Genomic DNA, 26654 nt, shown 5'->3' with positions numbered 1-26654 from the left:
GCGCGGCGGGGCTGCCGCCCGTACGTACGGGGTGCCTCACGCCCGTACGACGAACCGCACCCGCGTCCCCGGAACCGCCTGCGCCGCCCCGGCGAGGGCGGTTTCCGCCACGACGCCGACGACCGGGTACCCCCCGGTCGTCGGATGGTCGTTGAGGAAGACCACGGGCCGCCCGTCCGGGGGCACCTGGACCGCGCCCAACACCATCCCCTCGCTGGGCAGTTCACCGTCCCGGGCCCGCTCCAGGGCCGGGCCCTCGGTGCGGAGGCCGATGCGGTTGCTGTGCGGGGAGACCCGGTAGGCGGCGGTGGTGAGCGTACGGAGGGCGGCGGGCGTGAACCACGTGTGGCGCGGGCCGGGATGGAGGGGCAGCACCAGTTCGGCGGGGGCGCCGGGCCAGGGGGTGGGGCCTTCGGCGTCCGGCGGATCCCCGGCCGGTTCCCCCAGGGGCAGCGTGTCGCCCGCGCGCAGGGGGGCCGGGCCGAGCCCCGAGAGGAGGTCGGCGGAGCGGCTGCCCAGGACCGGTTCCGGCACCAGGCCGCCCGCGAACGCCAGATAGCCGCGTACGCCGTCGAGCGCGGGGCCCACGTCCAGCACCGCGCCCGCGGGGACCCGGACGGGGGCGCCCCACGCCACCGGCCGCCCGTCGACGCTCACCCGGCACCCCGCACCGCCGACGACGGCCACCACGGGCCGGTCGGGGCGGACCGCGCACCCGGTGACCGTGGTCTCCAGGAGGGCGGCGCCCGGCGCGTTGCCGACGAGCCGGTTGGCCAGCCGGGCGGCGGGCGCGTCCAGCGCTCCGGCCCGCCCGACGCCGAGATGCGCCCAGCCGGGCCGGCCGGCGTCCTGGACGGTGGTGAGGGCGCCGGGGCGGACGACGTGGAGAAGGCCACCCCGTGCTGCGGAGGTCATCGGCCACTCTCCGTACGGGACTTGGGTACGGGGGCCGTCGCCTGCGCGGGAACGGCCGCCGGGGCTGCCACCGGCGCGGAGGCAGCGGCGTGAGCGGGGGCGGGGGCGGGGGCCTGCGCGGGGGCGGGGGCCTGCGCGGGGGCGGGGGCCTGCGCGGGGGCGTGAGCCGCCGTCGGCGTGTGCGCGGGCACCGGCGCTTGTGCGGGCACCGGCGCTTGTGCGGGCACCGGCGCTTGTGCGGGCGCCGGCGCTTGTGCGGGCGCCGGCGCTTGTGCGGGCGTCGGCGCAGGCGCTTGTACGGGCGCGGGCGCTTGTGCGGGCACCGGCGCCGGCACGGGCACGAACCGCACCCGGGTGCCCGGCGCCAGCAGCGCCGCCGGTTCCCTGGCCGGGTCCCACAGGGCGGGTGCCGGGTCCGCCAGCCGCCCGATCAGCTGCCAGCCGCCGGGCGAAGGGCGCGGGTAGACCCCGGTGTACGGCCCGGCGAGGGCCAGCGACCCGGCCGGAACCCTCGTACGCGGGGTCGCACGCCGGGGCACATGCAGGCGCTCGGGCAGCCCGGCGAGGTACCCGAACCCGGGCGCGAACCCGCAGAACGCCACCCGGAACGCGGTACGGGAGTGGAGTCCGGGCACCTCGTCGACCCCGACGCCCCAGAGCGCGGCGACCTCCGCCAGATCGGGCCCGTCGTACACGACGGGGATCTCGACGGCGTCCCGCTCCTCCCGGCGCAGGGGCGGGACGGCCCAGGAGAGGAGGTCACGGGCGAGGCGGTCGCGGGCGGCGGAACGGTCGCGGGCCGCAGGACGGTCGCGGGCGGCGGAACGGTCGCGGGAGGGCCGGTCGCGGCCTGCGGAAATCCGCCCGTCACCGTCCTCGATACCGTCGAGCAGCACGGTCCGGGCGCCCGGCACGATCTCGCGTACGCCGGGGAGTGCGCCCCGCTCACGGCGGCGGAGCAGCTCGGCGTGGAAGGCCTCCGCGCGTTCCCCGTCGGCGAGTTCGACGAGGAGCGCGTACGGACCGGCGGGCAGCACCCGTATCCCGTCGGCCTCCAGGGCCTGCCCCGGAGTCACGGTCCCGTCGGCCTCCAGGGCCTGCCCCGGGGTCACGTGAACGCCTCCACCCGTACGCCCGCCTTCTCCAGCGCGGCCCGCACCCGGCGGGCGATGGCGGCGGCGCCCGGGGTGTCGCCGTGGACGCAGAGCGAGCGGGCCTCGACGGGGACGCGGCCGCCGTCCGCCCCGGTGACCGCCCGGTCGAGCGCCAGGCCGACGCTCCGGCGCACGACCTCGTCGGCGTCGTGCACCACCGCACCCGGCTCGCCGCGCGGGACCAGCGTGCCGCGCGCGGTGTACGCCCGGTCCGCGAAGGCCTCCTCCACGGCGGGCAGCCCGGCGGCGGAGGCATGGGAGAGGAGGTGGGAGCCGGGCAGCCCGAGGACGGTGAGGCCGCCGCCCGCGAGCCGGACGCCCGCGACGACGGCGGCGGCCTGCTGCTCGTCGTGGACGGTCCGGTTGTAGAGGGCGCCGTGCGGTTTGACGTACGAGACGGTGGAACCGGCGGCCTCCGCGAACACCCGCAGGGCGCCGATCTGGTACGCGACCTCGGCGGCCAGTTCGTCGGGCGGCACGTCCATCGACCGGCGCCCGAACCCGGCCAGGTCCCGGTAGGAGACCTGGGCCCCGATCCGTACGCCACGCGCCGCCGCCGCGTCGCAGACCCGCCGCATGACGGAGGCGTCGCCGGCGTGGAAGCCGCACGCCACGTTGGCGCTGGTGACACAGGCGAGGAGCGCTTCGTCGTCGGTCAGGGTCCAGCGGCCGAAGCCCTCGCCCAGATCCGCGTTCAGGTCCATCTTCACCAGCCGCACGCTATTGACCGCGCTCCCGGCCGACAAGGCCCGGTCCGAGGGGCGGAAACCCCGCGCTGGTCCCCGCCCCTGGTCCCCACCCCTCACCCTCCGCCCTCTTGCCCCCGGCCCGGGTTCCCGCGCCCTCAGTCGTCCAGCTTCGGCGGGCTGTCGAAGAGGCGCAGGTCGCCCTCCCGTACGCCGTGCAGCTCGTACCGCGTGCCGACCAGCGGCCGGTTCGCGTACAGCCGGATCAGGGTGGGCGCGTCGCCCCGAAAGCGGCCGGGCGGACGGCCCTCGGGCGACGGGACGCCGACCGGGCGGGGCTCCTCCCAGCCCGCAGGTTCCGCCCCCGTCACCTCGACCACGGTCCGGGGCATCTCCTTCCGGTACGCCACCCCCTCCAGCAGCCCCAGGGCGTACGGCAGTCCGCGCCCGGCGTACGCCCCGTCGAGCCCCCACGCCTCGCGCACATCACCGGCGTGCACCCACTCGCCGAGCGCGACGCCGTCCAGCTTCCCGCCCGCAGCGGCGATCACCGGACCGGCCTCGGTCATCCCGCGCTCCAACTCGTCCAGGAGGGCGGGAAGGGGCAGCCCGGCCCGCTCCTCGATGTCCCGTTCGTTGGACTCGGGCGAGAACACCCCTTTCTCCAGTCGGTCCTCGACCACCCGGGTCAGGGCGGCGGCGCAGTGCGCGAGGACATGGCGGACGGTCCAGCCGGGGCACGCGGTGCGGAGGTCGTACGCCGACTCCGGGGTGGCGCGGAGGAGGGGGAGGAGGGCGTCGCGCTCGGTGCGCAGGAGCAGGCCGGGGAGTTCGGGGTCGCGTACGGGAGCAGAAGTCATGGCTCTCAGCCAACCGCAGGGAGGCCGCCGGTCGCGGCGGGATGCCGGAATCCGTCCGGGACTCAGCCTCTAGGGTCGTCCCATGACGGACAGCCCGCGCCCCCATGACGCCCCCGCCGACCTGCCCGGCCTGCCCGAGCCGGCGGGCCTCGCCGACCCGGCCGACCTGCCCGGCCCCGCCGATCCGGCCGACCGCTGGCGGGAGACGCTGCTCGCCGCCCGCGCGGGGGCGGAGGGCCCCGACCCCCTCCCGTACGCCGAGAACCTTCTCGCCCGGTGGGCCGAACCTCAGCGGCGCTACCACACCACCGCCCATCTGACGGCGGTGCTGGACCGGATCGACACCCTCGCCCCGTACGCCGACGACGTGCACGCGGTACGGCTGGCCGCCTGGTTCCACGACGCGGTGTACCGGCCCGACCGGACGGAGAACGAGGAGCGCAGCGCCGCCCTCGCCGAACGGGCGCTGCCCGAGGCGGGGGTGGGCGAGGCGGTGACGGCGGAGGTGGCGCGGCTGGTGCGGCTCACCGTGACGCACGACCCGGCCGAGGGGGACCGTGACGGCGAGGTGCTGTGCGATGCGGACCTGGCGGTGCTGGCGGGCGGCCCGCAGGAGTACGCGGACTACGCGGCGCAGGTGCGGGAGGAGTACGGGTTCGTCCCCGACGAGGCGTTCAGGGCGGGGCGGGCGGCGGTGCTGCGGCAACTCCTGGCGCTGCCGAGGCTGTTCCGTACGCCGTACGGGGCGGCGGAGTGGGAGGAGCGGGCCCGGCACAACCTGGCGACGGAGCTGGAGCTGCTGGAACCGTCCGGTGGGCGGTGACCGGCGGTCGGTGCGGACGCCGGCGATCGGTTCGGACGCAGGTGATCGGCAAATGTTCCGGTTCCTTCACGGAGTTGTTCCGGTCATGACCTGCCCCGGCCCGTGACGCGTCACGAACGCTAACGTCTGGCATCGCAGTTGCACACACTCTGATGACTCCACGGGGGTACGACTCCATGTCCAAGGGGAACGCGGCAGACGGCACGGCGGCCGGCGGATATTCACGGCGGCGAATACTCCGCCTGGCCGGGGCCGGGCTCACGATGACGGCGCTCGGGGCCGGGCTGACCGGCTGCGAGGACGACCTCTCGACCGGCGGCGAAGGCAGCGTTCCGCCGCCGCGCACCGCCTCTCCCGGCGCCGGCACGGGCACGGGGGACGGCAAGGGCGCCGAGGACGGCCGGGCCCCCGCCCCCCTGTGGACGAAGTCCACCTCCGCCCAGACCTACGGGGACAACGACGAACTCGTCGCCGTCGACGGCGTGGTGATAGCGAGCGGTGACCCGCTGGCCGCCCTGGAGGGGGCGAACGGCGGGACGCGCTGGTCGCTGGCGGGCGGCGCGGTCCCCGGCGCACCGCTGCTGCTGGGCGCCGGGACCCTGTATCTGGCCAGCGGGAAGTACGACGGCAACGTCGTCGGGTACGCCCCGGCCACCGGCGAGGAATCCTGGCGCAGCCACCTGGGCAAGGAGTACCGCCAGCCGATGCCGGTCGCGGTGGACGAGCAGCAGGTGTACGTCATCGCGGAGATCCTGGAGGCCGACCACTCCTCCCGTACGAATGTGATCGCCGCGCTCAACAGCCGTACGGGCAAGGTCGTCTGGAAGGAACAGCGCGACCTCGGCACCCAGCAGAACGGGATCCACGCCGCCGTCCGGGGCCGCTACCTGGTCTACACGGACTTCAAGAAGAACCTCACCGTCCGCGACACCGCCACCGGCCGGCAGGTGTGGACGCAGAAGACGACGAAGACGAGTTACGGCCCCTTCGCCGTGCACGAGGACCTGGTGATCGTCCCGCAGGGGCAGCGGCTCCAGGCCTTCGCCCTCGCCGACGGCAGGGAGAAGTGGTCCGTGGAGGCCGGGCAGTTCACCACCTTCAGCGAGCCGGCCGTCCTGGACGGCGTCCTCTACATCGCGGACAGCGGGCGGACGCTCCGGGCGATCGAGCCGGCGACCGGAAAGAGCGTCTGGCGGTCGACGAGCCTCAAGGAGTCGGGCGGGCAGGTGCCCCGGCAGTTCGTCCGCGTCGGCTCGACCCTCTACGGGGCCACCGACCTGGACGAGAAGGGCGGTGTCCACGCCTTCGACGCGGAGAGCGGCGAGCTGCGCTGGACGTTCAACGACAAGTCCGGCGACTACCACGCGTGGCTGGTGGCCACCGACGGCCGGAACGTCTTCGCCCTGCACGGCAAGAAGCTGCACGCGCTGCCCGCCGCGTAACGGCCGGTCCGGCGGACGGTCCGGCGGACGGTCCGGCGGACGGTCCGGCGGACGGTCCGCAGCCGCTCCGGCAGCCGGAGGGATCCGGAACCGGGGCACGGGGTCCAGCGCCGGTGCGGCCCCGGCGACCGGGTCCCATTCCCTGGGACTGGGACCCATTCCCGGGGACCCGGGACCGAGACCCGAGACCCGGGGCCCAAGGCCGGGCCCCGAGCATGCGCGGGGTTCTCCGGCGCCGGAGAACCCCGGGTTCAAGGCCGGGCCCCGGGAATGCGCGGGCGTTCTCCGGCGTTGGGACGAGTCATGCCCGACTCCACCTCCCGCCGCCGCACACCCATGCCGCTCGCCGTATACATCCTCGGCCTCTCGGTCTTCGCCCTCGGCACCAGTGAGTTCATGCTGTCGGGCCTGCTGCCACCGATCGCGGACGACATGAACGTCTCGATCCCGCAAGCCGGACTCCTCATATCCGCCTTCGCGATCGGCATGGTGGTCGGCGCCCCGCTGCTCGCCGTGGCCACGCTGCGGCTGCCGCGCCGGACGACCCTGATCGCGCTGATCTCGGTCTTCGGCCTGGGGCAGGTGGCGGGTGCGCTGGCTCCGACGTACGAGGTGCTCTTCGCCTCCCGGGTGGTGAGCGCGCTCGCCTGCGCGGGCTTCTGGGCGGTCGGGGCCGCGGTGGCCATCGCGATGGTCCCGGTGAACCAGCGGGCCCGGGCGATGGCCGTGATGATCGGCGGCCTCTCGATCGCCAATGTGCTGGGCGTGCCGATGGGGGCGTTCCTCGGTGAGCACCTCGGCTGGCGGTCGGCGTTCTGGGCGGTGGGCGTGGCGTCGGCGGTGGCGCTGGTCGGGGTCGTCACCCGTATCCCGCACATCCCGCTGCCGGAGCGGAAGCCGGAGCTGCGGCGGGAGCTGGCGATCTACCGGGACCGGCAGGTCTGGCTGGCGGTCGTGATCACCGCGCTCGCGGCGGGCGGGGTCTTCTGCGCGTTCAGCTATCTGGCGCCGGTCCTGACGGATGTGGCGGGCCTGGACTCGGGCTGGGTGCCGTGGATCCTCGGCCTCTTCGGGGTCGGCGCGCTGATCGGTACGACGATCGGCGGCCGGGTCGCGGACGCCCACCTCTTCGGGGTGCTGCTGAGCGGCATCACGGCCTCCACGGCCTTCCTGGCGGCGCTGGCCCTCTTCGCCTCCAGCCAGGTCGCGGTGGTGGCGCTGGCGTTCCTGCTGGGCCTGTCGGCGTTCTACACGGCCCCGGCGCTCAACGCCCGGATGTTCAACGTGGCCGGGGCCGCCCCGACGCTGGCCGGGGCCACGACGACGGCCGCGTTCAACCTGGGCAACACGGCAGGCCCGTGGCTGGGCGGCACGGTGATCGACGCGGACTTCGGCTTCGCGGCGACGGCGTGGGCGGGCGCGGCGATGCTGGTCGTGGCCCTGGCGGCGGTGGCGGTCTCGCTGCGGCTCCAGCGCGGCGGGGACGGCCCGTCGCGCTCGCGCCTGATCGCGAAGAGCGGGGCGGGAGCCTCGGACAGGGCTGGGGCCTCGGACGGGGCGGGGGCTGCGGCCGACGAGGGACGGTCCGTGCGTACGGGGTCGGCGGGCGCGGACCGTACGGGGTCGGCGCACCCGGACCGTACGGAATCGGCGCGTCCCGGCCGCCCGGCGGGGGTCGAAGCGGCCGACTGTGCGACGGGCGGCACTTCCTGACCGACCGGGCGGCCGCCCTCGGCACGCCCCCCAAGCTCCTTGGGCGACCCGAGCGGCCCGGGCACCCCGGGCGACCCAGGCACCCCGAGCAGCCCAGGCACCCCGGGTCCTAGGGAGCCGCCCGCCCCTTGGGCCGCCGGAGCCCGGCGGCGGTGAGGCGGCGCACCAGTTCCTTCGAGCCGATCTCCCGGGCCCCGGCCCGTACGGCATCGGCGTAGTACGTCTCCGGCACGTCGTAGTGGTCGCGCTCGAAGGCGCGCGGCGGGCAGCCGATCGCGGCGGCGAAGGTGTGCAGTTCCTCGAAGGACACATCGCTGACCAGGTGCGACCAGAGACGGCCGTGGCCGGGCCAGGTGGGCGGGTCGATGTAGAGGGTCACCGCCGCGCTACCCCGCCCAGCTCCCCCACCGGCGCCACGGCCACGGCCGCCTTGGTGCACACCCAGTGGGGATCGGGCCCCAGCTCCGGCTCGACGTCGAGCGCGTGCGGCTCGTCCTCCGGGCAGGCGGGGCAGAGCGGCCACCGCCCGTACTTCTCCAGCAGGGCGTCCTGCACGTCCTGGGCGATCAGCCCGGCGACGAACTCCGCGCCCTCGGGCCACTGCTCGACCCACCACCGGCGGTGCGTCACCGCGTCCTCGACGAACGAGACGACGTCGGCCTCGGCGACATCGCCCGCGACGAGATCGGCCATGACCAGTGCGCGGGCGGAGTGCAGTGCCTGCTCCAGGGGGTTCAGCTCCATGCTCCCCATTGTGCGCCGGGGGCGGGGGAAGCACTGCCAGAGGTACGGACCACCAGGGGGCCAGGAGGGGTTCACCAGGGGGTCATGAGGGGTTGACGCACCCCCGCGTTGAAAATACCTTTCAGATGTGACCCAAGACGTGAAGGAAATTTTCAGCGGCGACTCCCCGCCCGCCCCCGCGGCCCTCGCCGCGAAGGTGCGGACGCTCGCGCCGTCCATGACCCGCTCCATGCAGCTGGTCGCCGAAGCCGTCGCGGGGGACCCGGCCGGCTGCGCCGCCCTCACCGTCACCGGTCTCGCCGAGCGCACCGGCACCAGCGAGGCGACCGTCGTCCGCACCGCCCGCCTCCTCGGCTACCCCGGCTACCGGGACCTGCGCCTCGCCCTGGCCGGGCTCGCCGCGCACCAGGAGTCGGGCCGGTCCCCCGCCGTCACGGCGGACATCGCGGTGGACGACCCGATCGCGGAGGTCGTCGCCAAGCTGGCCTTCGACGAGCAGCAGACGCTCGCGGACACCGCCGCCGGGCTGGACACCGTGCAGCTGGGCGCGGTCGTGGCCGCCGCGTCGGCCGCCCGCCGCATCGACATCTACGGGGTGGGGGCCTCCTCCCTCGTCGGCCAGGACCTGGCGCAGAAGCTGCTCCGGATCGGGCTGATAGCCCACGCGCACACCGACCCGCACCTGGCGGTCACCAACGCCGTGCAGCTGCGCGCGGGCGATGTGGCGATAGCCATCACGCACTCGGGCTCGACCGGGGACGTCATCGAGCCGCTGCGGGTGGCGTTCGACCGGGGGGCGACGACGGTGGCGATCACCGGGCGGCCCGACGGGCCCGTGTCGCAGTACGCGGACCATGTGCTGACCACGTCCACGGCCCGCGAGAGCGAGCTGCGGCCCGCCGCCATGTCCAGCCGGACGAGCCAGCTGCTGGTCGTGGACTGCCTGTTCATCGGCGTGGCCCAGCGGACGTACGAGACGGCCGCACCCGCCCTCGCCGCCTCCTACGAGGCGCTGGCCCACCGCCACGCGCCGCGCGCCCGCTGACCCCTGCCCCTCCCCGGCCCGGCCCGGGACGGACGGCCCGCACCGCCCCCGTACCTCCTGGCCCCGGGCGGGCCACGCACCACCCGTACGCGTACGACACCGAGAAAGCAGAGCGGCCCACACCATGACCTCCACCACCGACGGCCCCACCACCGACACTCCTGGCACGCCCGCCTCGCCCGCCTCGCCCGCGGGCTACGGCGAACTGCGCGCCCAGCTGGCCACGCTCGCCACCGAGGCGTTCCGCCCCGAGCTGGCCGAGATCGACCGGCTGTCCACGGCGGAGATCGCGCGGCTGATGAACGGAGAGGACGCCACCGTCCCGGCCGCCGTGGCCGAGCGCCTCCCGGAGATCGCCGCGGCCATCGACGCCGCCGCCGGGCGGATGGCCCGGGGCGGGCGGCTGATCTACGCGGGTGCGGGCACGGCGGGGAGGCTCGGAGTACTGGACGCCAGCGAGTGCCCGCCCACCTTCAACACCGACCCGTCGGAGGTCGTCGGCCTGATCGCGGGCGGCCCGTCCGCCATGGTGAAGGCCGTCGAGGGCGCCGAGGACAGCAAGGAGCTGGCCGCCGCCGACCTGGACGCGCTGAAGCTGACGGCGGACGACACGGTGGTCGGGATCTCCGCCTCGGGCCGTACGCCGTACGCGATCGGCGCGGTCGAGCACGCCCGCGCGCAGGGCGCCCTGACCGTCGGCCTCTCCTGCAACGCGGGTTCGGCGCTGGCCGCCGCCGCGGAACACGGCCTGGAGATCGTCACCGGCCCGGAACTGCTCACCGGCTCCACCCGGCTGAAGGCGGGCACGGCCCAGAAGCTGGTGCTCAACATGATCTCGACCATCACGATGATCCGGCTGGGCAAGACGTACGGGAACCTCATGGTCGACGTCCGCGCCTCCAACGAGAAGCTGCGGGCCCGCTCCCGGCACATCGTCTCCCTCGCCACGGGCGCGTCCGACGCCGAGATCGAGGCCGCGCTCGCCGCCACGGACGGCGAGGTGAAGCACGCGATCCTGGTGATCCTCGGCCGGGTCGACGCGGCGGCGGCGGCCGAGCGGCTGGCGGAGTCGGACGGCCACCTGCGCAGGGCGCTGGACGCCGGACCCACCACCGCCACCTGACCCACCCACTCCCCCCCTGCACCACACCCCCGCACAGCAAGGCACCGAGCACCATGGCCACAGAAGACAAGAACAGCGCCACCGCCGCCGCGATCCTCCCGCTCGTCGGCGGCGCCGCGAACGTCGGCTCCATCGCCCACTGCATGACCCGGCTCCGCCTGGGCCTGCGCGACCGCTCCCTGGTGGACGACGAGGCGCTGAAGGCCCTGCCCGCCGTGATGGGCGTGGTGGAGGACGAGACGTACCAGATCGTGCTGGGACCGGGCACGGTGGCGCGGGTGACACCGGAGTTCGAGCGCCTGGTGGCGGAGGCCCGCGAAACGGCTCCGGCACCGGCTCCGGACGAGCCCTCCACGGCCGACGGTCTGGCGGCCCAGGGCGCGGCCATCAAGGCGGAGCAGAAGGCGCGGAACGCCACCCCCTTCAAGCTGTTCCTGCGCCGGATCGCCAACATCTTCGTCCCCCTGATCCCGGCCCTGATCGGCTGCGGGATCATCGCGGGCCTGAACGGCCTGCTGCTGAACCTCGGGTGGCTGCCCGCCGTGACGCCCGCACTGGCGGCGATGGCGTCCGGGTTCATGGCGCTGATCGCGGTGTTCGTGGGCTACAACACGGCGAAGGAGTTCGGCGGCACGCCGATCCTGGGCGGTGCGGTGGCGGCGATCATCGTGTTCCCGGGGGTGGCGAAGATCGACGCGTTCGGCCAGACGCTCTCGCCCGGCCAGGGCGGTGTGCTCGGCGCGCTGGGGGCGGCGGTGCTCGCGGTGTACGTGGAGAAGTGGTGCCGGCGATGGGTTCCGGAGGCGCTGGACGTCCTGGTCACCCCGACGCTGACGGTGCTGATCTCCGGCCTGGTGACGATCTTCGGCCTGATGTACGTGGCGGGCGAGGTGTCCTCCGCCATCGGCACGTTCGCCGACTGGCTGCTCTCCAACGGCGGCGCGGGCGCGGGCTTCGTCCTCGGCGGCCTGTTCCTCCCCCTGGTCATGCTGGGCCTGCACCAGGCGCTGATCCCGATCCACACGACCCTCATCGAGCAGCAGGGCTACACGGTCCTGCTCCCGATCCTGGCGATGGCGGGCGCGGGCCAGGTGGGCGCGGCGATGGCGGTGTACGTCCGCCTCCCCCGCAACGAGTCGATCCGCCGCACCATCAGGTCCGCGCTCCCGGCCGGCCTGCTGGGCGTCGGCGAACCCCTGATCTACGGCGTCTCGCTCCCGCTCGGCCGCCCGTTCGTCACGGCGTGCGTGGGCGGCGCGTTCGGCGGCGGCTTCGTCGGCCTCTTCCACCAGCTCGGCGACACGGTCGGCTCGACCGCCATCGGCCCGTCCGGCTGGGCCCTGTTCCCCCTCCTGGACGGCAACCACGGCCTGGGCCCGACGATCGCGATCTACGGCGCCGGTCTGCTGGCCGGATATGTGGCGGGCTTCCTGGCCACGTACTTCTTCGGCTTCAGCAAGGACCTGCTGGCGGAGTTCGACGTCTCCCAGGAACCGCCGTCGTCCACGGTCGCGGCCACCGGCGGCCACCGAACCCCGCCCACCCCGGCCGGCACCACCCCGCAGAACCCCAACGACCCCGGCTCCCCGGCGAAGGCCCCGGCGGGCGTGTGAGGGGAGCGGGACCCGGGCCCGGCCCCGGCTCTCCAGGCGGCCTCCCGGCGCCCCCGGCCCCGCCGGGACCGAGCCTCAGATCCCGCCCCGCCCCCGTCACCCCTACCCTCCGTGATCACGCCCACGGCATGAATCCGGGCCCGCCGGTCATACTGGCCGAGGACGGAAAACCAGGCGGTACGGGGGACGAGACGGAACCGGAGGGCGGGGCACATGGTCGATGACCCTTGGTCCAGTGCGCTGCACCGGCTCTGGCAGGCGGCTTCGCGGGCCGAGGAGGTCGCGGCGCTGGCGGACGACGTCTACGCACCACTCCTCGCCACCCCGGGCGTCCACCGTGTGGTGGGCACGCGGTGGGACGGCCGGCAGGTCCTGCGGTACATGCGGGCCCTGAGCGCCGGGAGCGACACCCCGGTGATCGTCGCGACGACCCGGTCGATGCCGGGGGCAGCCGTACGGGAGCCGGGCGGCGAACCCGTGGTGGACCGGCTGGAGGCGGCGGGGCTCGACGACGCGGTGTGGCCGGAGGCGGAGTTCCTGCGGGAGGCGCCGGGCGGCTCCGTGGTGAGCTGCACCTTCCGGCTGGACCAGCGCGGCTGGGCGGCGCTGGCCCTCGCCGTGGACGCCTCGGCGGACCTGGCGGTGGTCGAGAGCCGGCTCACCCAGGCCGTCGACGTCATCGTCGCCTGCCACACCGGCATCCTCCAGCGCGGCCGCGAGGCCCGGCGGGGCGCGGACGACGCGCTGCTGGCCGAGGCCTCGCTCCAGATGGACTCGTCCCTGGACGTGGAGGACACCCTGCGGCGAGTGGCCCGTATCGCCGTTCCGGCCGTCGCGGACGGGGCGCTCGTCCACCTGGCGCGCGGCGAGGGGCCCGAGTTCGTCGCCGCCACGCACGTCGCCGTCCAGCAGCAGCGCGCGCTGGAGGCGGCCGGACGCGACGACCCGTGGCTGGCGGAGCTGCTCGCCCGCCGGGGCGAGGACGAGGACACGGTGTTCCTGACCGGCGCCGCACTCGACGGCTCCCCCTTCACCGGCCCGGCCGCCCCCGTCCCTGCCCCCGCCACAGCCACCTCCGGCACAGACGCCGGTGCCGGTGCCGACGCCGGGGAGGGCCACCACCCCACCGTCGTCAGCATCAGCCCGCTCCGCGCCCGGGGCCGCGTCCTCGGCACCATCACCTTCGTCTACCAGCGGCCCGAGGCCCGGCTGCCGGACAGCGCCTTCCTCCGCAGCCTCGCCACCCGGGCCGCCCTCGCCATCGACAACGCCCTGCTGTACGAGCTGCGGCGCACGGCCGTCCTCTCGCTCCAGGAGCACCTGCTCCCCTCCCAGCTCCCGGTCACCGACCGCTGGGACCTGTCCGCGAGCTATGCCGTGGGCGACCCCATGCTCGACGTGGGCGGCGACTTCTACGACGCCGTCCTCCGCCCCGACGGCTCCATCGCCCTGCTCATCGGTGACGTCTGCGGCCGCGGCGCGGAGGCCGCCGCCCTCACCGGCCTGGCCCGTCACACCCTGCGCACCCTCCTGGAGGAGGGCACCGACGCGGGCACCGCCCTCAGCCGGCTCAACCGGGCCCTGCGCCAGGAGCGGGCCAGCCGCTTCCTCACCGCCGTCGTCGCGACCCTGGCGCCCCAGTCCGACGGCACGGTCCTGCTCAGCACGTGCAGCGCCGGGCACCCCCCGCCCCTGGTGCTCCGGGGCGACGGCACCGTCTCCGAGGTGCTCTCCGGCGGGCTCCTCCTCGGCGTCCTGGACGACGTCTCCTACCAGAGCCACCAGGAACGCCTCACCCCGGACGACACCCTCGTGCTCTTCACCGACGGGCTCACCGAGTCGCGGGAGGCGGGCGGCACGTTCTTCGAGAGCGTCCTGCCCGCCCGGCTCGCCGCCCTGCGCGGCTCGGACGCCGCGCACATAGCGGAGAGCCTGGCCCGGCAGGCCCGGGCCTTCCGCGACTCCGGGCAGGACGACATCGCCCTGCTCGTGGCCCGCTGGACCGGTCTGCCACCGGATCCCGGGCTGCTCCCTCCTGACCACCGGCTCGAACAGGCGGCCCTGCGATGACCACCCGGACCAGCAGCATCCGGACCGAACCCAGGGCCGGCGGAACCCCGGCCGACGGCGGACAGGCGGCACCCCGATGAAGAGCGACGGCCTGATCCTCGTCGTGGAGGACTCGGAGGAGGACACCGAGGCCATCCAGCGCGCCCTCTCCCGCTCCCACCCCTCCCTGGGCGTGGAGTTCGCCCCGCGCAGCGACACCGTCGTCCCGCGCCTCCTCGACCCCGCCGCGCGTACGCCGGACCTGGTGCTCCTCGACCTCAACATGCCGGGCACCAACGGCCTGACGCTCCTGTCGAACCTGCGGGCACACGCCGCCCTCGCCACACTGACCGTGGTGGTCTTCACCTCGTCCACCTCCTCGGCCGAGGAGGACGCGTGCTACGCGGCGGGGGCCGACAGCTACATCTACAAGCCCGTCAACTTCGAGCTGTTCCAGACCGTGCTGCGGGGCGCGGTCGACTTCTGGATCGCCCAGAAGAAGGGCTAGAGGAAGGCATGGAAGAACGTCCGGAAGTTCCCGGGCGATCCCGAACCTACGGATCCCCGGACCGCCCCGAACCTACGGAGGTTCCCGGGCGACCCCGAACCTCCGGCCCCCTGGACCGCCCCGAACCTCTGGAGGTTCCTGGCAGCCCCCGGGCTCAGCCGCCCAGGGTGAACCACACCGCCGTCCCCGGTCCGCCGCCGGGCGCGGGCGCCGGGCTCTCCAGCCAGAGCCGTCCGCCGTGGCGCTCCACGATCCGCTTCACCACCGCGAGGCCCACGCCCGAGCCGCCGCCCCGCTCGTCGCGCCGGTGCAGCCGCCGGAAGAGCTGGAGCACGTCCTCCTGCTGCTCGGCGGGGATGCCGATGCCGTTGTCCCGTACGACGACGGCGGTCACCCGGCCCCCGTCCGGCCCGGCCACCGGCACCGCCTCCACCCAGACCCTCCGCTCCCCCGCCGCCGCCTCGTCCACCGCGTACTTGGCCGCGTTGACGAACAGGTTCTCCAGCACCTCGCGCAGCCGCTCCCGGTCCGCGTGCAGCCGGGGCAGGGGCGCCGGGCGCACGACCGTGACGCCCTGCTCCGCCAGCCGGTCACCGGCGACCAGCAGCGCGTCGTCCACCACCTCGTCCAGCTCCAACAGCTCCTGCTCCAGGCCCACTTGACCGAGCCGCGAGAAGTGCAGCAGCGAGTCGAGCAGCCCGTCCATCCGCTCCGCGAGGCGGCGCACGGTGGTGAGCCGGCGCAGCGACGTGGCGTCCAGTACGTCACCGGCGTCCTCGACCATGAAGGCGGCGGCGTTCGAGATGCCCCGCAACGGCTCCTTCAGGTCATGGGCCGCCGCATGCGCGAAGGAGTCCAAGTCCTCGTTCGTCCGGGCCAGTTCGGTGTTGCGTGCCTCCAGCTCCGCCATGTGCCGGCTGAGCAGCCCCGACATCTCCCGCCACAGCTCCCCGGCGACGGCCCGCTGGGCGGGGGTCCACGGCGTGCTCCGCCCCCGCACGGTCGCCCGGTAGACGGCCGCCGAACCGCGCGGGGTCAGCCGCTCACCGCCCGGCCCCGTCTGCACCGGACGCGCCGGATCGGCCGCCCACTCCCGGGACGCGGGCCGCTCCCGGCGCCACCACGCGAGCAGATCGCCGTCCCGGTTGAGGGGCAGGAAGAGCAGGCCCGCCGGCACCCCCCGCGCCTCCGCCTCCGCCGGGTCGAGCCCCAGCACCTCCGGCACCCGGTCGCTGCTCCACACCTCGCCCACCGGACTCGGACCCGGGCCCGCCAGCTGCCCCAGCAGCCCCGGCAGCGCGGCGGGGAGCGGGTCGCCCGTAGCCAGCGCCTCCGTACCTCGCAGGAGCAACGCACCGTCGGCGTGCAGGAGTTCGGCCAGCCCGGAGCCGGGGCGCAGCAGCGCCTCCGGCGCCTGGGAGGAGAGCCGGGCCAGCAGCGTGGCGAGTGCCCGCCGGTAGCCGGACAGCTCGTCGACCTGCTCGCGCTCGGCGACCGCCGCCAGCTGCAGGGACAGCGCGATCCCGAAGAACTCGCAGGCGGCCCGGACTTCGGGCGTCAGCCGCCGGGGCGCGTCCCCGTGACAGGCGATCAGCCCCCACAACTCCCTTTCGTGCAGCAGCGATACGGACATGGACGAGGCCACACCGATGTTGCGCAGGTACTCCAGGTGGTAGCCGGAGACGGTACGCAGGGTCGAGCCCGACAGGTCCAGCGGCTCACCGGTCCCCTCCCGCACCTCCGGCAGCAGCCCCACGGTCGCGTCGTCCACGTCCCCGATGACCCGGATCCAGTTGCGGGTGTAGAGGCGGCGGGCCTGCGGCGGGATGTCGCTGGCCGGGAACCAGAGCCCGAGCCACGGCTCCCGCCCCTCCCCCCGCGCCTCCGCGATGACCTGGCCGGGTCCGTCGGCGCCGTCGAACCGGTACGCCACCACCCGGTCGTAGCCGGTGAGCGCCCGGACCTCGCGGACGGCGGCCGCGCAGCACTCGGTGACGTCGGCGGCGCCCTGGAGCCGGTGCAGGGCGCTGCGCACCCGGGGGTAGAAGTTCTGGAACACGAACGGCCCCTCGGCGGAACGTGGTTCGAACTCCAGCACCAGCAGGTCGGCCGCCCGGTGGACGGTCATGTCGAAGAGCCGCGCCTGCCCGTCCCGCTCCAGCGAGAGGGAGAACACCCCGGACGCGACGGGCCCCGACGGCTCAGCGGCCCCACCGGGCGCCCCGGTGACGGCGGGCCCGGGCGGGGACCCTTCCGGTGCCCCTGGCTCGGCGGCTCCCTCCGGCGGTCGCGCCGCCTCCGTGACCTCCCGCGCCAGCGCCCACTGCTCGTCCCCGATCAGCTCCGTGACCGGCCGCCCCACCAGCTCCTCGGGGGCCAAGCCCAGCACCTCGCCCGTGTTCCGGCTCACCGTGTCCACCACGGCCCCGTGCAGCCGGGCGGCGATCAGGGCCCCGTACGACTGGACGCCGCCGAGCAGGTGGATCGGCTCCCGTACGCACTGGGAGAGGTCGAACTCCTGGCTCACGCCGGCCTCGGCCGCCACCGCCTTCGGGGTGAGCCATCCCCGTACCTCGTCCGTCACTGTCGCCACTCCGTCCACCGCCACACCGGACACCCATCGTGCCCCAGCCGAGGCGCGCGGCGTGTAAAGGGGGCGATGCCGGGAACCCGATCGATTCAGCGGCGCCGAGCGCAGCCGAAGCCGAACGGAAGGCCGAGCCGAGAACGACCTTCGAGAAAGGGGCCACCATGAACGACTCCCTGTGGGGATACCAGCCGTCCAGCGGTCACACCGTGGGCACCGATCTCTCCGGATACTCCGTGGAGGCGACCGACGGCAGCGTCGGCAAGGTGGACAAGCACTCCGACGAGACCGGATCCGCCTATCTGCTCGTCGACACCGGAACCTGGATCTTCGGCAAGGACGTCCTGCTCCCGGCGGGCACGGTCAGCCGGATCGACGGGGAGAACCGCACGGTGTACGTGGACCTCACCAAGGAACAGGTGAAGGACGCGCCGGAGTTCGACCGCCACCGCCAGACCGGGGACCCGGGCTACCACGCCCAGGTCTCCGCGTACTACATGGCCTTCCGGATCATGTGACCGGCGCCTCGCGGGACCCACGTCTCACGTGACCGGGCCCGCCCCACGGACCGGGCACGCCCCGCGTACCCGGCTCGTCGACTGACCCGGCACGTCCCACGGACCCGGCACGCCCCGCGGACCTGGCACGCCCCACGGACCCGGCACGTCCCACGGACCGGGCGCGCCCCGCAGACCGGCACGTCGGCTGACCCGGCACGCCCCGCAGACCCGGCTCGTCGACTGACCCGGCGCATCCTCCGATCCTCCGATCGCCCCGCGCACGCGCACGCCCCGGAAGCCGGGAGCGGGGAGTCCGGCAGCCAGGCGCCACACGTACGCCCCCGAACGGCGGCGGGTCCGACCCCGAAGAGGGGTCGGACCCGCCGTCCTGTGCGCACGGCAGCCCGCCGTCCCGTACGCACGGCAGCCCGCCGCTCAGCGCGGCAGCTGCCCCTCCCGGTTGATCTCGGTCACCCGGGCCCGCAGCACCTCGCCCGGGGACGCCGGCTGTACGTCCTCCGCCGGGCAGACCCACTCCGGCCCGCCGCCCGGCGGCCGCAACCGCACCAGGTCCCCGGACCGCTCCAGCACCCGGCCGACGCGCCCGTCCCGTCCGTCCACCGCGAACGCTCCCGCCGCGGGCACAGCCGCCCCCGCCCCGGCCACCGGCACCGGCTCGGGCGGAGGCACCCCGGCTCCCGCGTCCGGGCCCGCGTCCGCACCAGCCCCCGCCCCCGCGTCCCCGCCCACCCCCGGCGCCCGCACCGCCCGTCCCGGCCCGGGCCCCGGCCCCGGCGGACACGGTCCCGCTCCGGCGCCCTCACCGGCCGCCGTCATGACCGCTCCCCGCTACCGCTCTCCTCACGGCCGCTCGCACGCTCCGCCAGCACCTCGCACAGCCGCAACGCGGTGTCGATGTTGCAGCGGCCCAGGTCGACGAGGGGCGTCGGCTCGTTGCCCGCGCAGGAGACGGGGTCGACCCGCAGCGAAGGAAGGGTCACGCCCACTCCGGCGAGCCCCTCCTTCAGCCGCGCCACCGCGTCCTCCGCCGCCCGCACCCGGTCGGCCGCCACCTTGCGCCGCTGCTCTGTCGCTTCCATGCCGCACACCTTCCACTCCAGGCAGGGACAAATGCCTGCCCACCGTGTCCAACGCGCGGCGGGCCCGGAGGAGGCGCCCCGGGAATCATCCGGCCGGAATCACCGGCATCACCCGAGCCGGGAGAAGTACCCCCAGCCGCCGGTCCCCACGGTCACCCCGCCCGCCTCCGCGAACGGCGTGCCGCCCGGGTGGAAGACGAGACCGGCGGACGAGGTCGTGGTCCAGAGGTCGGCCCGGCCGTCCCCGTCCGCGTCACCGAGGGAGAGCGCGAGCGGGTGCGATCCCCGGGGCAGGGTGCCGAGCGCGGTGGGGGCGCCCAGGCTCTTCGTACCGCTGTCGTAGGTGTACTGCCGGACGTCCCCCGCCGGGTCCCGGGCCCAGACCTCGGCCTTCCCGTCACCGTCCGTGTCGCCGGGGAGGAGGACCTCGTACTCCTTCCACTCCGGTCCGCCGATGCGCGCGGCGCTGAAGGAGAGCCAGCCGCCGTCCGCCGCGACCCGGCCCCGGTGGAGCCAGAGGCCGGTGGCGCTGGTGGCCAGGACGTCGGGGCCGCCGTCGCCGTCGACGTCGCCCGCCGCGACCGGGGAGGCGTGGGCCCAGCCGGTCTCGGACACCTTCATCACGACGCCCGGCGCGAGGTCGCCGGTGCCGGTGTTGCGGTGGAGCAGCAGCTGATCGCCCTTGCGGGCCACCACGTCCTCGTGGCCGTCGCCGTCCCAGTCGCCGCGGTGGCTGACCACCGCGCCGTTCCACTCGGGCCCGCTGCCGATCACGCGCGGGGAGCCGAAGGTGCCCCGGCCCGTCCCGGGGTAGAGGCGGAGGGTGTCGTCCTTGCGGACGGCGAGCATGTCCGGGCAGAGGTCGCCGGTCAGATCGCCCGGGACGCGGACCGCGGTCCGGGCCAGCGGCCGGGCCTCCGCCCACACCAGCTTGTGGTCCTCACCCGGCGTCAGGTCGATGTCGGCGGTCCGGGCCCGCAGCTGGGTGAAGTCCCGGCTGCCGAAGAAGGCGTGGTCGTACTTGAGCCGGTAGGTGAACGGCGCGGCGGTCGCGTAGGCCGTCGGGGCGTTCCGCCCGGCGTCGGCCTCGGCGAACGGGCCCGTACCGCACAGTCCCGTACGCATCGGTGCCAGCCCGGCGTGGCTGGGGATGGCGTTGAAGTCTCCGGTGACCAGTGCGGGGGCGCCCGCCGCCCACCGCTCCATGTTGGCGAGGAGGACCGGCGTCCCGTTCAGGGGCAGCGAGGGGGAGAGATGGGTGCCGCAGGCGAGGGTGGTCCGGCCGCCGATCGGGCCCTTGAGGCAGAGCATCCACCGCTGCTGCGGGATCGACGTCTCCGCGGGGTCGGCCAGGGCCCGGTACGCGGTGAAGTCCGCGCTCTCCCCCTTCACGAAGAGCACCTGCCCGAACTTCGTCGAACTGCCGCCCCACCGCGCGCACCCCGGGGGCTCCTGCTCACCGGCCCAGTGCGCGGTGTAGCCGACCAGCAGCTTCCGCAGGGCCTCGTACTGCCCCGTGCACATCTCCTGGAGCGCGATCACGTCGGCGGGCCCGCCCTCGGCCTCCATCCGCGACCGGAACTTCGCGGCCCAGGTGTCGGCGTCGTCCACGGTGTTCTGGCAGGTGTGCGCCCCGCAGGCGTTGTACGAGACGGTACGCACCGGGGTCGGTGGCGCCGGGTCGGCCGCCACCTTCTGCCCGCTCCCCGCCACCCCCACCGCTGCCACGAGCAGGGCCATGCCGACGGCCAGCCGGACGGCCGCGCCGCCGCGGACTCTGTGCAGTGCTCTCAAGGCCCCACCCCTACGACTCGGACTCGGACCCGGATTCGGAATCCGGAACTCGGAACTCGGACACCCGGGCGCTCGGCCGCCCGGATGTGATGATCATGTGAAGTATGAAGGGTCGTCGCCGAAGTCCCGCCCCCGCACGGACCGGAAGCGCCCCCGGTCCCCGCCCGTCCCGGCGCTAGGCTGTAGACGATCCGGCGACGGCCCGCGTGTCGCCGCCCCCGTCGACGAGGAGCGACCGCCTTGCCCGAGCAGTCCCCCGGATCCCGGCCCACCCTGGAAGCCGTCGCGGCGCGCGCGGGGGTCTCCCGGGCCACCGCCTCCCGGGTCGTCAACGGGGGCGACGGCGTCCGCAAGCCGCTGGTGGACAAGGTGCTCCAGGCGGTCGACGAGCTGGGCTACATCCCCAACCACGCGGCCCGGACCCTGGTGACCCGGCGGACGGGCGCGGTGGCCGTCGTGATCGCCGAGCCGGAGATACGGATCTTCTCGGACCCCTTCTTCTCGCAGCAGATCCGGGGCATCAGCAAGGAGCTGACCGCCCACGACACCCAGCTCGTCCTGCTGCTGGTGGAGGGGCCCGGGGACTTCGACCGGATCGCGCGCTATCTCTCCGGCGGCCATGTGGACGGGGCGCTCGCCTTCTCCCTGCACACGGACGACCCGCTGCCCGCGATCACCCGGCGGGCGGGGATTCCGACGGTGTTCGGGGGCCGGCCCAGCTGGACCGCCGACCCGGGTGACCAGGCCGTTCCGTATGTCGACGCCGACAACCGGGGCGGGGCCCGGCTCGCCGTGCGGTATCTGCGGGACCTCGGGCGGCAGCGGATCGCGCACATCGGCGGGCCGCCCGACCAGACCTCCGCGCTGGACCGCCTCGACGGCTACCGGGACGTGCTCGTCGATGTGGACCCGACGCTCGTGGCCGAGGGGGCGTTCACGGTGGAGAGCGGGGAGCGGGCGATGGCCGAGCTGCTGGACCGGCGCCCCGACCTGGACGCGGTCTTCGTCGCCAACGACCTGATGGCCTCGGGCGCGCTGCGGGTCCTGCGGGAGCGCGGGGTGGCCGTGCCGGAGCAGGTGGCGCTGGTCGGGTTCGACGACATGGACTCGGTGGCGGGGACGACGGACCCGCCGCTGACCACCGTCAACCAGGACATCGAGGCCCAGGGCCGGCTGATGGCCCGGCTGCTCCTGCGCGGCCTGGACCGCGACCGTACGGGGAACGGCCCGGCGCCGGAGTCGGTGATCACCCCGACCACGCTGGTACGCCGCGCCTCGGCGTGACGCCCGGCCTCGGCGTGACGCCCGGGGCGCAGGCGCGCGTACGGCGGCCCCTGGGCGCATGAGTACGGCGGGCCGCCGCCCTGAGGAGCCGGAGACCCGCCGCACCGATCGTGCCCGCAGTCGAGCTGTTCACACCTGCGGGATGTTCTTCACCGTCATGTCCACACGTACGGAATGTTCTCCTCCGTCGCGCCTACACGTACGGGATGGTTCTCGCCGTCCGTCTAGACGTACGGGATCCTGAGCACCGCCGCGTCCGTGCCCGTCTGGACCTGGGAGGTGCCGTTGCCGAGCGCGTTCCAGATCTCCAGGCGGACGGTGCCGTTCTTCAGCTCGCCCAGGCTGCCGGTGGTGGCCCGGACGCCCGCCGCCTGCGTGTACTCCTCCCACCCGTTGACCGGGTCGGTGGCGAAGTAGCGGAAGGTCTCGATGCGGTCGAAGGTGCCGTCGCCGGTCAGGTCGTAGCTGACCCGGACCTGCGGGGCGAGCCCGACCCTGGTGCCCGCGTCGACCCGGAGGCGGAACGCGGTGGCGGCGCCGGCGGAGACCTTGCCGTTGACCCGCTTGATCTCGTAGACGGTCGGGCGGTACGGGGTGCCGTCCCGGTTGACCCCGTCGGCCGAGGCGATGGTGTCGGCGCCGGCCGGGTCGGTGGTCGCCGTGGTGAGGACGCCACCGGTCTTGAGGCGGAAGGTGTTGCCCGTGGACGGGTTGCCCGGGTCGGGGTTGCCGGGGTCCGGGTTGCCGGGGTCGCTGCCGCCGGGGCCCGTGCTGACGGCCGTCGAACGGGCGGGCACGGACAGGGTCTTGCCGTCGGAGAACGTCACCGTACGGGTCGAGGATCCGTGGTTGTGGGCGGTGTAGGTGCGGGTGCCGTTCTTGGAGAACACGGCCGAGGTCGGGATGTCCCCGCTGACCGTCATCTCCGGTGCGCCGACCGCGTTCAGGGTGTTGATCCAGTGGTAGGTGTGCGCCTTGGACTCACCCTGCTCGGGGGTGTAGTTCCCGTTCACCCCGTCCCACTTGGCCTTCGCGGAGGCCGGGTCGGCCAGCGCCTCGAACTCCCAGAGGAGGTCGCGCCACTCCTGGGCCGGTCCGCCGTTCTCGCGCTCCATCTCGGCGATGTTCCGCTTGATGGCCGCCTTCTCGCGGGCCAGGTGGAGTGAACCACCGGTCACGGGGAGGACGTTGATGCCGTGGATCTCCTCCGGGTTGGCGGTCCACCAGGTGGCGTAGGCGCCGCCGCTGCCCCAGACCATGCCGACGGTGTCGTGGCGGAAGGAGGAGGGGAAGACCTGCTCGTTCGCGTCGAACCAGTACTGGGTGATCGCCTCGGACTCGGTCGTCAGCAGGTAACTGCCGAGGTCACGGAGGGAGTTGTCGCCCATGGCCGAGCCCCAGAGCACCAGTGCGGCGCTGAGGTTGATGGACTCCGACGAGGACTCCTGGTTGTTGCCCGCGGCGAAGCCCTGGTGGCCGGAGGCCCAGCTGTGGCCCGCGTAGATGTCGAAGCCGCGCAGGAAGGGGTAGGCGGAGTCGGTACGGCTGGGGTTGGCGGTGTCGCGGATGAGGTGCTTGACCATCGTGCCCCAGGCCGAGTCGGCCGCCCAGGCCTGGTCGTACTGGGCGATGATCGCCGCCGCGTAGACGTAGTAGCTGTAGTGGAAGTGGTGGTCGTTGAGTTCGGTGTCGCTGCCGTACGAGGCCGGGTAGCCGGTGAGGGTCTTCCAGTCCTTGTCGTAGCTGAACTCACTGGCCCCGCCCGCCGTGAACCACTCCTGGAGGCGGCCCTTCATCAGGCCGAGGAGCTTGTCGCGGGTGGCGGTCTGGCCGATCTGGTCGGCGACGGGCACCAGCTGGGCGAGCCGGCCGAGCGCCTTGCCGGTCCAGTAGGTGTCCGTGGCGCCCGAGAACGGGTCGGAGGCGTTGGCGACCTCGTTGAGATAACCGGTCAGCCGGGCCCGGTCGACGCCGTCGGAGACGGGCAGCGCGGGCACCACGCCGTTGTTGCGCTGGCTGGTGGTGAAGGAGGCGGACTCGCGCACCTTCATCGTGCCGCGCGGCGAGACGTACGTGTACGGGGTCAGCGCGTCGGTCGTGTGCAGCCACTGGTGGCGGTAGAGCGCCTGGAGCGTGCCGCGCTCGGTGCCCTCCCGGGCCTCCGTGGTCAGGGTGTAGGTCGCCCGCACGTTGCCGCCGGTGGTCTGCCAGGACACCTGGGAGCCGGTGACGAAGCTGAAGGCGTACTTCCGGTAGGTGGCCAGCGCGTCCGTGGAGGGGAGCACGGCGAGGGAGAAGTAGTCCTTGGAGCCCAGCCCGGCGGTGATCGTGGTGCCGGAGATGTTCCAGTTCGACCCGGTCGGCGCGAAGAGGGCGTAGTGGTGCCCGGCGACCGTGATGCCGACGACGTTGCCCTGGTTGGAGAAGACCGTGGGCGTGGAGGCGGTCGTGATCCGTGCGTCGCCGCCGGACCCCTTGGCGTACACGAACGGCATGCCGTGGCCGATGGTGGCCCGGAAGGTGCGGGAGCCGTCCGCCCAGTAGGGGGTGACCGTCCAGTCGGACCAGGCGTCGGCCTTGGTGTCCGGGGAGTTCAGGCCGGTGAGGCCGACGGTGAGGTCGGCCTTGTGGGCGTACTCGTACTGGCGGCCGTCCCCGACGATCGCGGGCGTGGTCGGGTAGCCGACCTCCAGGCCGGAGGCCTTGGCCTGGTAGGTGAGCGGGTGCCCGTACATGGGGGTGGAGTACGGGTTGTCGCCGTAGCGCTGGAAGGCGAGCGAGGACCACCAGTCGTTGGTCGGGACCGGGTTGTTCCGGGCGGCGGCGGTCACCTTGGGGGTGACCGGGGCGCCGGTGTTCGTCGTCGGGCCCTGGGTACCGGCGGGGCGGGAGTCGGTGTAGCTGCCGGCACCGGCGGGGATGGTGGCGGCGGCCGCGGGGGAGGCGGCGGGGCCCAGGGTCACGGCGGCCAGTGCGGCGGCCAGGAGCGCGGCGGCAGCGGGTCTGGCTCCGGTTCGGGAGACGAGTCTGGAGAGGGAGGCTTGCACGAGCAGCACCTCGATCATGGGGGGGCGAAGAGCGCGTTCGAGAGCGCTCTCAAGTGTCAAGGAACGTAAAACTCCTGAAACGTGAGTGTCAAGAGATGGCGCACGAGAGGCAGTTGGACGGCGACCGGATGTAACGCCAACCTGTTATGCGTTCGAGTCTTGACGGGGCGGGGGTGGTGGGGGACGCTCCAGACGCAGGTTTTGAGAGCGCTCTCAACGCGCTCGGTTCATCCCGGAGCCAAGGGAGGCTTCCCATGCCCATCGCCCGAGCCGCCAAGAGAGCCAGCGTCCGCCTCGGCGCGGTCGTCCTCGCCGGGGCCCTCCTCGCCGCCTGTGGATCCGGATCCGGCGACTCGTCGGACGACTCCGGCAGCGCGGGCGGGAAGATCACGCTCACGATCGACCTCTTCGGGTCCTTCGGCTTCAAGGAGGCCGGACTCTACGAGGAGTACCAGAAGCTCCACCCGAACGTGACGATCAAGCAGAGCGACACCCAGGACGAGGTCGACTACTGGAAGTCGCTCCAGACCCGCCTGGCGGGCGGCGGCGGGCTCGCGGACGTGCAGGGGGTGGAGGTGGGCCGGATCGCCTCGGTCACCCAGCAGCAGTCCGACAAGTTCCAGGACCTGAAGGAATTCGGCGCCGACAAGCTCAAGGGCGAGTTCGCCGAGTCCAAGTGGCAGGCGGCGACCACCGAGGACGGCAAGATCCTCGGCCTCGGCACCGACGTCGGCCCCGAGGCGATGTGCTACCGCACCGACCTCTTCGAGCAGGCCGGGCTGCCCACGGACCGCGAGGAGCTCGCGAAGAAGTGGTCCACGTGGGAGGGCTACCTGGAGCTGGGCAAGGAGTACAAGAAGAAGGCCCCCGCCAAGAGCGCCTGGCTGGACAGCGTCGGCTCGCTCTACGCGATCATGATCGGCCAGGAGAAGGAGCGTTACTACGACGCCTCCGGCGAGCTGATCTACGACAAGAACCCCGCGGTCAAGAAGGCCTGGGACACCTCCGTGGCGGCGGCCGAGGCGGACCTGAGCGCCAAGCTCGACCAGTGGTCCCCGCAGTGGAACCAGGCGTTCGCAGCCGGTTCGTTCGCCACGATCCCCTGCCCGGCCTGGATGCTCGGCTACGTCAAGGGCCAGGCCGGTGACGCGGGCAAGGGCAAGTGGGACATCGCCAAGCTGCCCGGCGGGGCCGGCAACTGGGGCGGCTCGTACCTCTCCATCCCGCGTGCGGCCAAGCACAAGAAGGAGGCGTACCAGCTGATCGAGTGGCTGACCGCCCCCGAGCAGCAGGCGAAGGTCTTCCAGAAGCAGGGCAACTTCCCCTCCGCCACCGGCACCATCGAGCAGATCGCGGACGCCAAGGACGAGTACTTCTCCAACGCCCCGATCGGCCAGATCTTCGGTGACGCGGCCAAGGAGTCCCCGGTGCAGGTGCTGGGCGTCCACGACCAGAACGTGATGCAGCAGCTGACCAACGCGCTGAGCGAGGTCGAGCGGAAGGGCGTCTCGTCGGAGAAGGCGTGGGAGACGGCGAAGAAGGGCGTGGCGAACGTGATCGGCTGACCCCGGTCCACACCGCTCCTCCTCCCCTCCCCCGTCTCTCCTGGGGCCGGTCCACCGGTGCGCACGACGGTGGACCGGCCCCGCTCCCGTACACCTCCCTCT

At 74.0% G+C, this 26654-nt stretch carries 21 protein-coding genes and 1 pseudogene; 11 read left to right on the top strand and 11 right to left on the bottom strand.

The genetic code is table 11. The annotated features are described in order from the left end of the window. Positions 1–36: 36 nt before the first annotated feature. From ACQ9ZG_RS19115 to ACQ9ZG_RS19100, 4 genes and pseudogenes are all read right to left on the bottom strand, one after another. Positions 37–915 carry a 5-oxoprolinase subunit C family protein gene (locus ACQ9ZG_RS19115; protein WP_084993295.1) on the bottom strand — a complete coding sequence of 293 codons (879 nt, stop codon included), beginning with the start codon at positions 913–915 and terminating at the stop codon, positions 37–39. Positions 916–1241: 326 nt separating this feature from the next. Further along, positions 1242–1991 (bottom strand): annotated as a pseudogene (locus tag ACQ9ZG_RS19110) (5-oxoprolinase subunit B family protein); the annotation flags it as partial. Between the two features lie 32 nt (positions 1992–2023). Then, positions 2024–2773: a LamB/YcsF family protein gene (locus tag ACQ9ZG_RS19105; RefSeq protein ID WP_499281618.1), complete on the bottom strand. Its 750-nt coding sequence runs from the start codon at positions 2771–2773 to the stop codon at positions 2024–2026. A 140-nt stretch (positions 2774–2913) separates the two neighbouring features. Beyond that, positions 2914–3615 (bottom strand): maleylpyruvate isomerase family mycothiol-dependent enzyme, encoded by a 702-nt coding sequence (locus tag ACQ9ZG_RS19100; RefSeq protein WP_109914460.1) that lies wholly within the window; start codon positions 3613–3615, stop codon positions 2914–2916. Positions 3616–3697: 82 nt separating this feature from the next. Here ACQ9ZG_RS19100 and ACQ9ZG_RS19095 point away from each other — a divergent pair, with 82 nt between their 5' ends. From ACQ9ZG_RS19095 to ACQ9ZG_RS19085, 3 genes are all read left to right on the top strand, one after another. After that, positions 3698–4438 (top strand): HD domain-containing protein, encoded by a 741-nt coding sequence (locus ACQ9ZG_RS19095; protein ID WP_499280919.1) that lies wholly within the window; start codon positions 3698–3700, stop codon positions 4436–4438. A 176-nt stretch (positions 4439–4614) separates the two neighbouring features. Continuing rightward, positions 4615–5880: a PQQ-binding-like beta-propeller repeat protein gene (locus ACQ9ZG_RS19090; protein ID WP_109916994.1), complete on the top strand. Its 1266-nt coding sequence runs from the start codon at positions 4615–4617 to the stop codon at positions 5878–5880. 336 nt (positions 5881–6216) lie between these two features. After that, the gene (locus ACQ9ZG_RS19085) at positions 6217–7593 is read left to right on the top strand and encodes a Cmx/CmrA family chloramphenicol efflux MFS transporter (RefSeq protein ID WP_499281617.1); all 1377 of its coding nucleotides are present in this window, start codon (positions 6217–6219) and stop codon (positions 7591–7593) included. 109 nt (positions 7594–7702) lie between these two features. Here the strand turns inward: ACQ9ZG_RS19085 and ACQ9ZG_RS19080 are convergent, their stop codons facing one another. After that, positions 7703–7972: a DUF4031 domain-containing protein gene (locus tag ACQ9ZG_RS19080; protein ID WP_018489061.1), complete on the bottom strand. Its 270-nt coding sequence runs from the start codon at positions 7970–7972 to the stop codon at positions 7703–7705. Further along, positions 7969–8337, bottom strand: a complete 369-nt coding sequence (locus ACQ9ZG_RS19075) for a DUF8819 family protein (RefSeq protein ID WP_109914175.1) — start codon at positions 8335–8337, stop codon at positions 7969–7971. Before ACQ9ZG_RS19075 ends, ACQ9ZG_RS19080 begins: the two co-directional genes overlap by 4 nt. A 127-nt stretch (positions 8338–8464) precedes the next feature. On the opposite strand from ACQ9ZG_RS19075, the gene ACQ9ZG_RS19070 reads away from it, so the two are divergent. The 5 genes from ACQ9ZG_RS19070 to ACQ9ZG_RS19050 all read left to right on the top strand — a co-directional run bounded on the left by ACQ9ZG_RS19070 (position 8465) and on the right by ACQ9ZG_RS19050 (position 14675). Then, positions 8465–9382, top strand: coding sequence for a MurR/RpiR family transcriptional regulator (locus ACQ9ZG_RS19070; protein WP_028419813.1), 918 nt, complete (start codon positions 8465–8467; stop codon positions 9380–9382). 124 nt (positions 9383–9506) lie between these two features. Next, complete coding sequence (murQ, locus tag ACQ9ZG_RS19065) at positions 9507–10505, top strand: N-acetylmuramic acid 6-phosphate etherase (RefSeq protein ID WP_109916837.1); 999 nt, start codon at positions 9507–9509, stop codon at positions 10503–10505. A gap of 53 nt (positions 10506–10558) precedes the next feature. Continuing rightward, positions 10559–12118: a PTS transporter subunit EIIC gene (locus ACQ9ZG_RS19060; RefSeq protein WP_109916836.1), complete on the top strand. Its 1560-nt coding sequence runs from the start codon at positions 10559–10561 to the stop codon at positions 12116–12118. Between the two features lie 213 nt (positions 12119–12331). Then, on the top strand, positions 12332–14188 hold the full coding sequence (locus tag ACQ9ZG_RS19055) for a PP2C family protein-serine/threonine phosphatase (RefSeq protein ID WP_499280917.1): 1857 nt from the start codon (positions 12332–12334) through the stop codon (positions 14186–14188). 76 nt (positions 14189–14264) lie between these two features. Next, a complete protein-coding gene (locus ACQ9ZG_RS19050; protein WP_018489055.1) occupies positions 14265–14675 on the top strand; it encodes a response regulator in 411 nt (136 codons plus the stop codon). Between the two features lie 154 nt (positions 14676–14829). On the opposite strand, the gene ACQ9ZG_RS19045 is transcribed toward ACQ9ZG_RS19050, so the two are convergent. After that, positions 14830–17259, bottom strand: a complete 2430-nt coding sequence (locus ACQ9ZG_RS19045; protein ID WP_109916162.1) for an ATP-binding protein — start codon at positions 17257–17259, stop codon at positions 14830–14832. Between the two features lie 167 nt (positions 17260–17426). Between ACQ9ZG_RS19045 and ACQ9ZG_RS19040 the strand changes: the two genes are divergently transcribed. Then, positions 17427–17780, top strand: a complete 354-nt coding sequence (locus ACQ9ZG_RS19040) for a PRC-barrel domain-containing protein (RefSeq protein WP_028419807.1) — start codon at positions 17427–17429, stop codon at positions 17778–17780. 417 nt (positions 17781–18197) lie between these two features. Here the strand turns inward: ACQ9ZG_RS19040 and ACQ9ZG_RS19035 are convergent, their stop codons facing one another. The 3 genes from ACQ9ZG_RS19035 to ACQ9ZG_RS19025 all read right to left on the bottom strand — a co-directional run bounded on the left by ACQ9ZG_RS19035 (position 18198) and on the right by ACQ9ZG_RS19025 (position 20656). Continuing rightward, positions 18198–18452 (bottom strand): hypothetical protein, encoded by a 255-nt coding sequence (locus tag ACQ9ZG_RS19035; RefSeq protein WP_202537717.1) that lies wholly within the window; start codon positions 18450–18452, stop codon positions 18198–18200. Between the two features lie 143 nt (positions 18453–18595). Continuing rightward, positions 18596–18862 (bottom strand): hypothetical protein, encoded by a 267-nt coding sequence (locus ACQ9ZG_RS19030; RefSeq protein WP_018489051.1) that lies wholly within the window; start codon positions 18860–18862, stop codon positions 18596–18598. A gap of 108 nt (positions 18863–18970) precedes the next feature. Then, positions 18971–20656: an FG-GAP-like repeat-containing protein gene (locus ACQ9ZG_RS19025; protein WP_109914102.1), complete on the bottom strand. Its 1686-nt coding sequence runs from the start codon at positions 20654–20656 to the stop codon at positions 18971–18973. 240 nt (positions 20657–20896) lie between these two features. Here ACQ9ZG_RS19025 and ACQ9ZG_RS19020 point away from each other — a divergent pair, with 240 nt between their 5' ends. Next, positions 20897–21940 carry a LacI family DNA-binding transcriptional regulator gene (locus tag ACQ9ZG_RS19020; protein WP_018489049.1) on the top strand — a complete coding sequence of 348 codons (1044 nt, stop codon included), beginning with the start codon at positions 20897–20899 and terminating at the stop codon, positions 21938–21940. Between the two features lie 224 nt (positions 21941–22164). Here ACQ9ZG_RS19020 and ACQ9ZG_RS19015 read toward each other — a convergent pair whose 3' ends face one another. Continuing rightward, positions 22165–25005, bottom strand: a complete 2841-nt coding sequence (locus ACQ9ZG_RS19015; RefSeq protein WP_109914103.1) for a glycosyl hydrolase — start codon at positions 25003–25005, stop codon at positions 22165–22167. 236 nt (positions 25006–25241) lie between these two features. Between ACQ9ZG_RS19015 and ACQ9ZG_RS19010 the strand changes: the two genes are divergently transcribed. Continuing rightward, complete coding sequence (locus tag ACQ9ZG_RS19010) at positions 25242–26552, top strand: ABC transporter substrate-binding protein (RefSeq protein WP_109914104.1); 1311 nt, start codon at positions 25242–25244, stop codon at positions 26550–26552. Positions 26553–26654: the final 102 nt, after the last annotated feature.

The sequence above is a fragment of the Streptomyces araujoniae genome (assembly GCF_050871195.1).
Taxonomy (GTDB): domain Bacteria; phylum Actinomycetota; class Actinomycetes; order Streptomycetales; family Streptomycetaceae; genus Streptomyces; species Streptomyces bacillaris.
This window is presented reverse-complemented; position numbering and strand designations above follow the sequence as displayed.

Excerpts from the sequence above, each read along its gene's own strand:
- ACQ9ZG_RS19055 (WP_499280917.1), top strand. The coding sequence starts at position 12,332 with ATGGTCGATGACCCTTGGTCCAGTGCGCTGCACCGGCTCTGGCAGGCG.
- ACQ9ZG_RS19100 (WP_109914460.1), bottom strand. The coding sequence starts at position 3,615 with ATGACTTCTGCTCCCGTACGCGACCCCGAACTCCCCGGCCTGCTCCTG.
- ACQ9ZG_RS19090 (WP_109916994.1), top strand. The coding sequence starts at position 4,615 with ATGTCCAAGGGGAACGCGGCAGACGGCACGGCGGCCGGCGGATATTCA.
- murQ (WP_109916837.1), top strand. The coding sequence starts at position 9,507 with ATGACCTCCACCACCGACGGCCCCACCACCGACACTCCTGGCACGCCC.
- ACQ9ZG_RS19105 (WP_499281618.1), bottom strand. The coding sequence starts at position 2,773 with ATGGACCTGAACGCGGATCTGGGCGAGGGCTTCGGCCGCTGGACCCTG.
- ACQ9ZG_RS19060 (WP_109916836.1), top strand. The coding sequence starts at position 10,559 with ATGGCCACAGAAGACAAGAACAGCGCCACCGCCGCCGCGATCCTCCCG.
- ACQ9ZG_RS19030 (WP_018489051.1), bottom strand. The coding sequence starts at position 18,862 with ATGGAAGCGACAGAGCAGCGGCGCAAGGTGGCGGCCGACCGGGTGCGG.
- ACQ9ZG_RS19095 (WP_499280919.1), top strand. The coding sequence starts at position 3,698 with ATGACGGACAGCCCGCGCCCCCATGACGCCCCCGCCGACCTGCCCGGC.
- ACQ9ZG_RS19010 (WP_109914104.1), top strand. The coding sequence starts at position 25,242 with ATGCCCATCGCCCGAGCCGCCAAGAGAGCCAGCGTCCGCCTCGGCGCG.
- ACQ9ZG_RS19040 (WP_028419807.1), top strand. The coding sequence starts at position 17,427 with ATGAACGACTCCCTGTGGGGATACCAGCCGTCCAGCGGTCACACCGTG.
- ACQ9ZG_RS19085 (WP_499281617.1), top strand. The coding sequence starts at position 6,217 with ATGCCGCTCGCCGTATACATCCTCGGCCTCTCGGTCTTCGCCCTCGGC.
- ACQ9ZG_RS19050 (WP_018489055.1), top strand. The coding sequence starts at position 14,265 with ATGAAGAGCGACGGCCTGATCCTCGTCGTGGAGGACTCGGAGGAGGAC.
- ACQ9ZG_RS19075 (WP_109914175.1), bottom strand. The coding sequence starts at position 8,337 with ATGGAGCTGAACCCCCTGGAGCAGGCACTGCACTCCGCCCGCGCACTG.
- ACQ9ZG_RS19015 (WP_109914103.1), bottom strand. The coding sequence starts at position 25,005 with ATGATCGAGGTGCTGCTCGTGCAAGCCTCCCTCTCCAGACTCGTCTCC.
- ACQ9ZG_RS19115 (WP_084993295.1), bottom strand. The coding sequence starts at position 915 with ATGACCTCCGCAGCACGGGGTGGCCTTCTCCACGTCGTCCGCCCCGGC.